The 11115-nt window shown below is 63.0% G+C and carries 11 protein-coding genes; 6 read left to right on the top strand and 5 right to left on the bottom strand.

Going from position 1 to position 11115, the window contains the following annotated elements; translation table 11 throughout:
• The 3 genes from VFW93_RS01375 to flhD form a co-directional block, all read right to left on the bottom strand.
• A partial coding sequence (locus tag VFW93_RS01375; RefSeq protein WP_329692201.1) for an alkaline phosphatase family protein occupies positions 1–1194 on the bottom strand: 1194 nt, incomplete at its 3' end.
• A 278-nt stretch (positions 1195–1472) separates the two neighbouring features.
• Complete coding sequence (flhC, locus tag VFW93_RS01370) at positions 1473–2009, bottom strand: flagellar transcriptional regulator FlhC (RefSeq protein WP_329692200.1); 537 nt, start codon at positions 2007–2009, stop codon at positions 1473–1475.
• Positions 2010–2066: 57 nt separating this feature from the next.
• Positions 2067–2390, bottom strand: coding sequence for a flagellar transcriptional regulator FlhD (gene flhD / locus VFW93_RS01365; protein ID WP_290639205.1), 324 nt, complete (start codon positions 2388–2390; stop codon positions 2067–2069).
• A 301-nt stretch (positions 2391–2691) separates the two neighbouring features.
• Here flhD and VFW93_RS01360 point away from each other — a divergent pair, with 301 nt between their 5' ends.
• The 3 genes from VFW93_RS01360 (at position 2692) to ahpF (ending at position 7136) form a co-directional block, all read left to right on the top strand.
• A complete protein-coding gene (locus VFW93_RS01360) occupies positions 2692–4632 on the top strand; it encodes a reprolysin-like metallopeptidase (RefSeq protein ID WP_329692199.1) in 1941 nt (646 codons plus the stop codon).
• Between the two features lie 187 nt (positions 4633–4819).
• Positions 4820–5395, top strand: coding sequence for an alkyl hydroperoxide reductase subunit C (gene ahpC, locus VFW93_RS01355; RefSeq protein WP_329692198.1), 576 nt, complete (start codon positions 4820–4822; stop codon positions 5393–5395).
• A gap of 172 nt (positions 5396–5567) precedes the next feature.
• Positions 5568–7136, top strand: coding sequence for an alkyl hydroperoxide reductase subunit F (gene ahpF, locus VFW93_RS01350; RefSeq protein ID WP_329692197.1), 1569 nt, complete (start codon positions 5568–5570; stop codon positions 7134–7136).
• 5 nt (positions 7137–7141) lie between these two features.
• On the opposite strand, the gene VFW93_RS01345 is transcribed toward ahpF, so the two are convergent.
• Positions 7142–8299, bottom strand: coding sequence for a hypothetical protein (locus VFW93_RS01345; protein ID WP_329692196.1), 1158 nt, complete (start codon positions 8297–8299; stop codon positions 7142–7144).
• Between the two features lie 100 nt (positions 8300–8399).
• A complete protein-coding gene (locus VFW93_RS01340) occupies positions 8400–9404 on the bottom strand; it encodes a GlxA family transcriptional regulator (RefSeq protein WP_329692195.1) in 1005 nt (334 codons plus the stop codon).
• A gap of 117 nt (positions 9405–9521) precedes the next feature.
• Between VFW93_RS01340 and VFW93_RS01335 the strand changes: the two genes are divergently transcribed.
• The 3 genes from VFW93_RS01335 (at position 9522) to VFW93_RS01325 (ending at position 11101) form a co-directional block, all read left to right on the top strand.
• The gene (locus tag VFW93_RS01335) at positions 9522–10244 is read left to right on the top strand and encodes a DJ-1/PfpI family protein (protein WP_329692194.1); all 723 of its coding nucleotides are present in this window, start codon (positions 9522–9524) and stop codon (positions 10242–10244) included.
• Between the two features lie 66 nt (positions 10245–10310).
• Complete coding sequence (locus tag VFW93_RS01330) at positions 10311–10484, top strand: hypothetical protein (RefSeq protein WP_329692193.1); 174 nt, start codon at positions 10311–10313, stop codon at positions 10482–10484.
• Positions 10485–10498: 14 nt separating this feature from the next.
• On the top strand, positions 10499–11101 hold the full coding sequence (locus tag VFW93_RS01325; RefSeq protein ID WP_329692192.1) for a hypothetical protein: 603 nt from the start codon (positions 10499–10501) through the stop codon (positions 11099–11101).
• The last annotated feature ends 14 nt before the right edge of the window (positions 11102–11115 follow it).

Here is an 11115-nt window from a genome sequence, read left to right as displayed (position 1 = left end):
GACCTGGCGGCGCCAGGCGCTGATATTGGGTTCGGACACGCCGGTCCACTTCTCCAGGAATTGCAGGATGGAGGTGTGATCGAAGGTCTCGCTGGCCACCCAGCCACCGCGGCTCCAGGGTGAGCACACGATGGTGGGCACCCGGAAACCCAAGCCGATGGATTCGCCGTTGACGAATTCGTCTGCCGTGCCTGGCAGGGGGACAGGCGGGCTCACGTGGTCGTAGAAACCACCGTTTTCGTCATACGTCAGGATGAAGACGGTCTTGGCCCACACGGCGGGGTTGGAAGCCAAGGCGTCCAGATACTGGTTGACGTAGTGGGCGCCGGCATTGGGCTGGCCGCGCGGGTGCTCGGACAAGGCTTCGGGCGCGATGATCCATGACACGGCCGGCAGCTGGTCGTTCATCACGTCATTGCGGAAGTCGGCGATGGTACGACGGCGCATGCCGTTTTCGTACAGCGGGGAACCTGGTTGCGCGGTCTTGAACTGCTTGAACCAGGCCAGCGCGTTGTCGTCGTAGTTGTCCTGCTCCTGGTACATGCGCCAGGAGATGCCGGCAGCTTGCAGGCGCTCGGGGTAGGTGGTCCAGGTCAGGTCGCCAAAACTGTTGCTGGTGGCCGGGCCGCCGTTGCGGCCTTGCGGGTCCAGCGTGCCGCTCATCAGGTAGAGGCGGTTGGGGTCGGTGCTGGTGCGGGTGGAGCAGAAGTAGTGGTCGCACAGCGTGAAGGCATCGGCCAGCGCGTAGTGCCAGGGGATGTCCGTGCGCTTGTAGTAGCCCATGGTGAACGGTCCCTTGGCGATCAGCCAGGCGTCCATGCGGCCATGGTTGTAGGCGGTGTTCTGTGTGCTCCAGTCATGCGCGACGTCATACACGCAACTGGTGTCGAGGTGGAAGGGTGCTCGGGTCAATCCGGCGCCGACCAGGTCCTGCTGCATGAACACGGACTGGTTACCGCTGTTCTGGCGCAGCATGGGGTGGTCGTCGCCAAAGCCGCGCACGCCCTTCATGCTGCCGAAGTAGTGGTCGAACGAACGGTTCTCCTGCGAGAAGATGACCACGTGGGCGATGGAGCCCAGTGTGCCGCCTTGGGCCGGGGCGGCCAGGGCGCGTTGAACGCTCAGGGGCAGGACGCTGGCGCCCAGGGCAGCGCCGGCGTGGCGCACGAATTGACGACGGTTGATGCGAGACACGGTGATCCTCGTGAGACAGCGAGGATCGCAAGATTAGGCATCCGGTGTGACGCCCGCCAGCGTTCATGTCCTGAGTCGATCGGGTCAGGAATGGCGGTTTTCGTCAAGCAGTGTCGCAACTTCACGGCCGCTTAAATTGGCTGCGTATGTCGCGCCACAAAAAAAGCGGGGTCCCGAAGGACCCCGTTTGAAGGCACTCAGGTGCAGTGCCGCTAGGAGGAGACAAGCAATGAAAACGAACGCAGGAAAACAAATTCAGTAAACAGGGGCCAGGCAGATCAGTGCATCTGGATGGCGCCAGCGGCCTTGCCCTTGCCGGCACGTGCGGGTGGGTTGCACAGGCCGCAGACAAAGTGACGCGAGATTTCGTGTGGGTGGCTGACGAAGTGGCCGCCGCACTTGGAGCACTTGGTCATGGTCAGCATGCCGTTGTCGATGAACTTGACCAGGCGCCAGGCGCGGGTCACGGACAGCAGGGGCTCCAGGCCTTGGGATTCGGTTTGCTCCAGGTACAGCTGGTAGGCCTTGATGACGACGTCGATCTCGTCCATCTCGGCGGCCTTGTTCAGGTACTCGTGGATGTTGAGGAACAGCGAAGCGTGGATATTGGGCTGCCAGGTCATGAACCAGTCGGTCGAGAAGGGCAGCTGACCCTTGGAAGGCGATTTGCCGGAGACTTCCTTATAGAGGCGCAGCAGGCGTTCGTAAGACATGTCGGTTTCCGACTCCAGGACCTGCAGGCGGGCACCCAGGTTGATCAGGGTCACGGCGCGGTCGATTTGCTTGGCTTCGGTCAACAGGCTCTTGGTACGCATGGTGGTTTCTCCGGCTTGTCTGTAGATAGGGGTGTTCGGTTCGGGCGGGGGGCTGATTCAGGCAGCTTCCTGATGCTTGCCGGCCAGCAGGATCGAGGCATGCAGGCGGGAGGCGCCATCGCTGCCGGCACCCTTGCCGTGGTTGGTCAGCAGGGACCAGACCAGGTCATCGTCGACACGCATGCGGCACACCAGGGTGTTGCTCGATGCGACCTTCAGGAGCTGGGCGGGAGACAGGGAGGCCAGGCGGTCGGCGGCGGCTTCTGTCAGGCCCAGGCGAAACAGCGCCTGGTCACGGTCGTTGCGGATCAGGGTCTGAGCCAGCATCAGGTAGGACAGGTTGGTTTCGCGGATTTCCATCAGGATCTGGTCGGCGTTCATGTCTGTGTTCCTTTGTTTGACTCGTTGCGGTTTCGCGTTGTCGATGGAGTCATTGTGCAAAGAGATCCCAAATTCCTTGATAGGTAAGCGGCTGTAAGACGGGTCGGTTTGCGGCTACACGTCTTGTAGGAATTCATCTGACAAAAAGCCCGAATTGGGAGGGTGTGACGGTTCAGACAAATGGTTTGTAAACAAGCTGTAATTGAGCTCAAGCTGTCAGAAATTCACTAGGACTCCCTGGGGCAGCGTCTTAATCTGGCTTCTCGTTCATGCACGCCCTGTCAGGCGAAGGATCAAGAAGATGCAGTTCTCACGCACCGTGTTGTCCGGGGTGGCCTTGCTGGCCTTGTCGGTTTGGAGTGGCCAGGGCATCGCGGCCGTGGATCCTGCTGGCGTCTCGGGGCGGGGCCTGGAGATCAACAGCCCGCTCAAGCTGGATGCGAAGAGCCTGATGGGCATGAAGACCGGCCAGAAGGTGGAGATCAACTTCCCCTTCATCGGCAGGAAGACGGTGGTGTTCGAGACCACGACCAAGGGCCTGGACGGCCTGAACTACTGGCATGGCAGCCTGGACGGCAGCCCGCGTGACCGCGTCTTCCTCAAGCAGGTCAAGGAAGGTTTCGTCGGGGCGATTCGCTTCAGCGGGCACCAGCTTGCCTTCAAGCAGCAACCAACGGGTGAGCTCAAGGCCGTGCAGGATGTCGGCCCTGTTCAGGGGCAGGCCTACGCACTGGGCGCCACCACGGACAAGGGCGTGCGCGACGTGAAGGGCAACTTTGCGGCGCTGGCGCAGGCTGAAGAAGGCGCCGAAATCGCCCTGCCCCTGCCCAACGGCCAGACCGAAGTGGCCATCGTGACCCATCGCGAGCTGGATCAGGACGGCTTCCTGCAGATTCAGGGTGTCAGCCGCATGGACGGTTCTGGCTCGCCCACCGTGGTGACGGTTGGCAAGGATGCCGTTTTCGGCACGGTGATGAGCAATGGCAACGAGTACCAGATCGTCACCCGCCAGGGCAAGACGCAGATCGTGGATCCGGTCACCGCGGGCTGGAACCGTTTGCGTGGGCCCGATCACGTGGATGCCGGTTCCGCAGACGAGACGCAGGCTGCTGCTGGTGGTGCGACCTCTCAGGCCGCCGGCGCGGTCAGCACGGCTGCCACGGTCCCGGTGCCGCTGGCCGCAGGCAAGATCGACACCACCATCACGGTGTTCATGACCTACAGCGCCACCTATGTGGCCCAGTGGGGCACGGAGGCTGTGGCGCGCACACGCTTGTCCAACCTGGTTCAGGTGGCCAACTCGGCTTACGCCAACAGCGGCACCGGCATCGCCTTCAAGATCGTGGGCTGGGCCAAGGTGGCGCAGGCCGATACCACGCCCCAGATCGTGCTGCCTGCCATGCGCGGGGATACCGGCGCCTTCAAGGGTATCTCGGCACTGAGGCGCAACGCCGGGGGTGCCATGACCGTGTTCTTCTCGCCCTTCAACACCGCCACCGGCAAGACCAACACCTGCGGCCTGGCTTATGTTCCGGGTGGCGGGGCGGGCGGCATGAGCTTGTACAAGGCCCAGGTGGGCACGTCGCTGTTCGCGGCGCTCAATGACGGGCAGTCCAACGGCTACTACTGCGAATCACTCACATTGGCGCATGAACTCGGCCATAACCTGGGCAACGCCCATGACAAGGCCAATTCGTCCTTCCCGGGCGTGTTCAGCTACAGCTACGGCAAAGGCATCTCGGGCCAGTTCGGCACGGTGATGTCCTACATCTCGCCGCGTGTGGCCTTGTTCTCTTCGCCCAAGCTGACCTGCACGGCCTCCAAGCAGCCTTGTGGCACCGATACGGAAAACGTGGTGGCGACCATGCTGCAGACCAAGGGGACTGTCGCGGCGCTGGGGAACGCAGCCAAGGCATCGGTGTCCACCGAGGGCTCTACCGTGGTGGCCGGGTGGCTGCTCAATGCGAACGGCACGCCCTTCACCACCGCAGCCACGGTCAAGGCAACGGATGCGCGCATCTCCTGCGGAGCCGGCACGACCGGGCTGTATGTATGCACGGTGCCCAATTCCGTTGGGTCGGTCACGCTCAGTGTGACGGCGACCGGCAAGGTCGCCGCCCCCGCAGTGGGTTCCTTCACGGTCAACAGGTCATCCAACACGCCGGTGAACGGCACACGTTTTTACCTGAGCGCGGCTCCTGCTCCTGCCCCAACCCCAGTCAAGAGCACAGTCAAGAAGTAAGTACCGACTCTCCTGTTTCCCGCCAGGTTGGCAGGCCTGGCGGGATTTTTTTCGTCTATGGCATGACAATTTGCCAATAGCCCCCGCCAATCGTCAGTATTTGATCAATCAATTCGCTATATGGCATGAGCTGGCCTAAGATTCACCCTGTTGTCTCACCAACTCAACCTCTCAACAGGAACAAGCCATGTCTCTGATCAACACGCAAGTCCAGCCATTCAAGACCCAAGCTTTCGTCAACCGCGGCGGCAAGGGCGAGTTCATTGAAGTCTCCGACGAAAGCCTGAAGGGCAAGTGGTCCGTCCTGATCTTCATGCCGGCTGCCTTCACCTTCAACTGCCCCACCGAAATCGAAGACGCTGCCAACAGCTACGCCGAATTCCAGAAGGCTGGCGCCGAGGTCTACATCGTCACGACCGACACCCACTTCTCGCACAAGGTGTGGCACGAAACCTCCCCCGCCGTGGGCAAGGCCAAGTTCCCCCTGGTTGGCGACCCCACTCACAAGCTGACCCACGCTTTTGACGTGCACATCGAAGAAGAAGGCCTGTCGCTGCGCGGCACCTTCATCATCAACCCCGAAGGCGTGATCAAGACTGCTGAAATCCACAGCAACGAAATCGCCCGCGACGTGTCGGAAACCCTGCGCAAGCTCAAGGCTGCCCAGTTCACCGCCGCCAACCCCAACCAGGTTTGCCCCGCCAAGTGGAAGGAAGGCGCCGCCGCCCTGACCCCTTCGCTGGACCTGGTCGGCAAGATCTGAGACTTCACCAAGTCTTGACCTGTGTTGAGGTCTGACCTCACCACTTCGTTGAACACTCTCTCCCTGCGGGCTCACAAAGCCCGCCGGGGTGGATGCTGGTCGCTTTCTGAATCTGGAAGGAGGCCGGTTCTCACAGTCGCTTAATCGCTCATCAAGAAAAAGGATGCACACCATGCTGGACGACAACCTCAAGGCCCAACTCGGCGCTTATCTGGAACGCGTGCAACAGCCCTTCGAGATCACCGCATCCCTGAGCGACTCTGAGAACTCCCGCGAGATGCTGGCGCTGTTGCAGACCATCGCCGGTCTGCGCAGCGACAAGATCACGCTCAAGACCGATGGTCAGGATGCGCGCAAGCCGTCCTCCACCTTGCAGCGCACGGGTAGCGACACCTCGCTGCGCTTTGCTGGCCTGCCCCTGGGCCACGAGTTCACCTCGCTGGTGCTGGCCCTGCTGTGGACGGGTGGCCACCCCCCGAAGGAAGAAGCCGAGGTGCTGGACAACATCCGTGCACTTGATGGTGATTTCAACTTCGAGGTCTACATGTCCCTGAGCTGCCACAACTGCCCGGACGTGGTGCAGGCCTTGTCGCTCATGGCCATCCTCAACCCGAAGATCAAGACCACGATCATCGAAGGTGGTGCCTTCCAGGAAGAAGTGGAAAAGCGCGAGATCATGGCTGTGCCCATGGTCTTCCTCAACGGCCAGATGTTCGCCTCGGGCAAGATGACCGTGGCCGAGATCGTCGCCAAGCTGGACACCAATTCCGACGCCAGGGAGGCCGCCAGGATCGACGCCAAGGCGCCTTATGACGTCCTGATCGTTGGTGGTGGCCCTGCTGGTGCAGCCGCCGCTGTGTACGCCGCTCGCAAGGGCATCCGCACCGGTGTGGCCGCCGAGCGCTTTGGTGGCCAGGTCAATGACACCCTGGCGATCGAGAACTACATCTCGGTGCTGGAGACCGATGGCCCCAAGTTCGCCGCAGCGCTGGAAGCACACACCCGTGCTTACGACGTGGACATCATGAACCTGCAGCGCGCCGAAGCCATCGTGCCGGCCGCGCAAGCCGGTGGCCTGATCGAGGTGAAACTGGCCAATGGTGGCGTGCTCAAGAGCAAGACCGTGATCCTCTCGACCGGCGCGCGCTGGCGCAACGTCAATGTGCCTGGCGAGGCCGAGTACAAGAACAAGGGCGTGGCCTATTGCCCGCACTGCGATGGCCCCCTGTTCAAGGGCAAGCGCACGGCCGTGATCGGTGGCGGCAACTCGGGCGTCGAAGCCGCGATTGACCTGGCGGGCATCGTGGCGCACGTGACCCTGGTCGAGTTTGCCGAGCAGCTCAAGGCCGATGCCGTGCTGGTCAACAAGCTCAAGAGCCTGCCCAACGTCACCATCCACACCAATGCGCAGACGACCGAGATCACCGGCGCCGAGGGCAAGGTCAACGGCCTGAAGTACAAGGACCGCGCCACGGGCGAAGAACACACGGTGCCGCTGGAAGGCGTCTTCGTGCAGATCGGGCTGGTGCCCAATACCGAATGGCTCAAGGGCACGGTCGAGCTGAGCAAGTTCGGCGAGATCATCGTGGATGCCAAGGGCCACACCAATGTGCCCGGCGTGTTCGCTGCGGGTGACTGCACCACCGTGCCTTACAAGCAGATCGTGATCGCAGCAGGCGATGGTGCCAAGGCCGCGCTCAGCGCTTTTGATCACCTGATCCGCATGCCTGCGGTAGCCTGAGCCGCTTATCGGTCTGGCTTGAGCACGAAGCCGCGATAGACCTTGCTGCCATTGACCATCCAGCCGGTGATCTGCCCCTGATCGTTGATGGCCTTGGCCTGAACGAAGGTGAAGCCGGCGGGTGGCATGGCCAGCGTATTGAGGTCTTGCCTTACGCCATTGGTCCAGACCACGGCACGGCAGCCGTGGATGTCCTGGTCGGTGCGGCAATGGCTGCCTGCCACCTGGCCTGCGGCATTCACACCGTAGGCCACGCTGCTGTAGCCGGTGTCAGTAGGCAGCGCTTGCGCGCGCCCTTGAAACCAGACATAGGCGCGGTTGCCTTGCTTGCTGGCCGGGGCCCAGTAGAAGCCGGCCACATGGCCTGCCGTGCTCAAGGCTTGCGCGTACACATAGTTCTCCGCGCCATCTACCGTGCGCAAGGTGTGGGTCGCGCCGCCCAGCGTCCACAGGATCACGCCGGACTGGCCGCCACGGTCGTATTGCCCATCCCCAACGGCCATGGTGGCATTGATCGCCTTGGCCTTGACCGACAGCGCGCCCGCCGCAGGCAGCACGGAGGCCAGGCCGTCTCGCAAGAGGAATGCGTAGTCGCTCGCCTGAGCGCTTGCTGACTGTGCGCGGCCCAACACCCAGCCTTGATCATTGATGCCGACTGCTCGCGCAGCCGTGTAGGCCGGCAGGCCTTGCAACTGAGCGCTCAGGTCTACCGGGCTGTCATCGGGGCTCAGCCACAACACCGGTCGGGTCTGTACCTCGAAAGCGCCTTTGGGCGCGTAGCTGCGGCCCACCATCACGCCGCGCGCATTCATGCCCTCGACCTCGCAGGGCATGTCCCAACTTGTTGACATGCTGATCCTGTTACTCAGGCACTGCAGCAAGATGGGTTGACCACCCGCAGCCGACCACCACGCTGCACGCGGCTGACGGGGCACGTAGCCATCCATCAGGCAGTTCATCCACTGGCTGACAGGGCAGTTCTGCCGCACATAGGCCTCGCCCAGGCTGGCGCCTTGTGCATTGATGCGTTCGCCAAAGCTGTCATGGGCCTCATGCAGCGGCGCCAGCGCCAGGACGGCATAGCCGGCCTGGGCAGGCATGGACAACAACGCCAGCAGCGAGCCACTCAGCAGCGCTGCGAACGATGTGATCCGGGTCGTCATGCGTGGGGCTCCTTGAATGCGGGCTCCACATTAATCGCAGCCGAGCCTGCATCGCCGTAATCATTCGTAAATGCCGGACCAGAGCGCAACAGGACCTGCGTCATGTACGGGTTCGCCCGGAGCTGAAGCGCAACATGTAGTCACCCGGTGTGACGCCCAGTACCTGCTTGAAGGTGCGCCGCAGGTTGTACTCGCTGCCGAAGCCGGTTTGCTGCACGATGCGCTTGAGGGGTGCCCTGCCCCCCTCGAGCAGGGCACAGGCTTTCTCCAGTCTCAGCCGGGCCAGCAAGCGCGCCGGGCTTTGCCCGGTCTGGTCCATCAGCTGGCGGTGCAAGGTTCGCTCGGACATGGACACGGCACTGGCCATGTCGGCGACGCTGATCGTCTGCTTCAAGCGGGGCTGGAGCCAGCTGGTCAGCCGACTGGCGAGGTCGTTCCCATCGGTGTCCTGCGCCAGCAAGGCGGCGCTGAATTGACGTTGCCCGCCCGCTCGCCGCAATGGCACGACCATGCGTTTGGCCACGCGCAGGGACAGGGCGCGATCGTGGTCGGCCTCGACCAGGCTGAGGCTCAGGTCGATACCCGCCGTGACACCCGCCGAGGTATGCAGATGGCCATCGTGCACATGGATGGCGTCATCCAGCATGGCCACCCGCGGGAAGCGCTGCCTGAACAGGGGCGCGTCCTGCCAGTGCGTGACGGCGCGCCGCCCGTCCAGCAAGCCTGCCTGAGCCAGCACGAATGCGCCCGTGCAGATCGAGCAGCAACGGCCCACGTGGTGAACGGCAAGTTGCAGCCAGCGAATCAGGCGTTTGTCCTGCATGGCGCGCTCGGTGCCCTCGCCACCCGCCACGAACAGCGTGGCGCCTTTCAGGCTGGCTGGGCGCGGCAAGGGGGTGGTTTGAACGGCCAGGCCGCTGGAGGAGGTGATCAAGCCGCCTTCGCGCGATACCGTGCGCAAGCGGTACCGAGGCGAGCGGCCCGCCTTGGCCGCTTCCTGATCCGCCATGGAGAAGACCTGCAGAGGCCCGGTGGCGTCCAGCAGCAGGAAGTCGGGGAAGACGACCATGACGATGTCGATGATGGGGCGATTGGCTGAGCGCATGGGCTGAATCTCTGATTGGCAGATTTTCAATGTAATTTGACATTCACGCCATCCCGGCATTCTCAAGAATGTCGTGCACGTCTTCATGACCGGCTTGACGCCACGAGAGGAACCAACATGACGCACATCGGCCTGCTGCTCTTTCCCCAACTGACCGTACTGGATCTGATCGGTCCTTACGAGGTGTTCTGCCGCTTGCCTGACGCACGCGTGGACCTGATCTGGCACAGCCTGGATCCGGTTATCACCGAGCATGGCCTGCCCTTGACACCTACATTGCGATGCGATGAGGTGGCGAAGCTGGATGTGCTGTGTGTCCCAGGTGGCTACGGTGTCACGCCCTTGCTGAACGACAGGCCGACGATCGACTTCATCCGGCGTGCTGGTGCCCAGGCCTCGTACGTGACCTCGGTGTGCTCCGGGGCGCTGTTGCTGGGGGCGGCGGGCCTGTTGCAGGGGCGTCGCGCCACCACGCACTGGATGTCGCTGGCCATGTTGCGTGAGCTGGGCGCCGTCCCCACCGACGCGCGCATCGTGCACGACGGCAAGGTGATCACTGGCGGTGGTGTGACGGCAGGTATCGATTTCGCGTTGTACCTGGCTGCGCAGTTGCGTGGTCAGGACGTGGCCGAGTCCATTCAACTGGCCATCGAGTACAACCCCGATCCGCCTTTCGACGCGGGCCATCCGTCACGCGCGCGAACGGAACTGGTGGCGCAACTCCGCCATCGTGCCCGGGACGCCCAGACAAGGCGTGCCGCGCTGCTGTCCCAGGCTGCGCAGGGCCTACTCCAAACAGGGGGGATGCGTGTGGGTGCCACCACAGGTTTGACGAGTTAGGGATAGCGGCGTGCGTATCGCGTCGGCAGGATCTCCCGGATTGGAAAATCTGGGAGTGGTATTTCCATGGACTTCATTGAACAAATTCTGGGCTGGTCGCCCGATGATGGCAGCGGCTGGTTCGAAGCCTTGCTGTTTGCGATTCCTGTTTGCGGCATCCTGATGATCTGGCGCCACCGGCGCATGCAAGGTCAGTCAGGGCGCCAGCAAACGCGACAAGACAAGAACAAACATCACTGAGCGAGGGCTTTCACATGGCTGTCGCTCAGACCGGGCCCTTCAGGCTGTCGCCCAAGCGCCGTTTCGAACTGGCGCCTCGCATGGACGAGGTATCGATGGCCGCGGCCATCGCGCGTCGCCTGTCCCCCCCTTCGTCCTTGCCCGCCAAGGGCTTCGGCTTTCCACCTGCGGTGGTCTGGACCGATGCTGGCGACGACATCCTGCTGCATCTGAGCTCTCTGCGCGTGGTGCTCCGCAGCGGCTTGATCGTGGTCTCGCTGGATCTGGCGTGCGACCAGACCGGCCGTGAGGCCCTGGTCATGCCTTTCTCCGTGGCGGCCAGCCGGGATCAGGCCGGCTTGCTGGCGGTGACCGAGGAGCTGCCTCGCGGGCAGGGCTTGCTGGTCGGGCGTTGGGGCAAGCTCTTGCAGGACGCTGTCTGGGCGGCCTTGCTGAGCATCGTGCAGGAGTACGCCGGTCGGCTCAACAAGCTGCCCTTCGGCCTGGCTGCCGAGCACGGGGTGTTGTCGCTGCATGTGGCCGACCCCGCCGAGGCCGCCTTGTTGCAGCGCCATGTGCTGGCCGCGCGCGCGGCGGCACCCGATGTGGCCACCGATCCCGTCTCCGATTCCCGCTGAAGCCTCTTGAGCTC

It is taken from the genome of Aquabacterium sp. (assembly GCF_036279675.1).
Classification (GTDB): Bacteria; Pseudomonadota; Gammaproteobacteria; order Burkholderiales; family Burkholderiaceae_C; genus Aquabacterium.
Note: the sequence above shows the minus strand (reverse complement) of the source record. Positions and strands in the feature narration are given on the sequence as shown.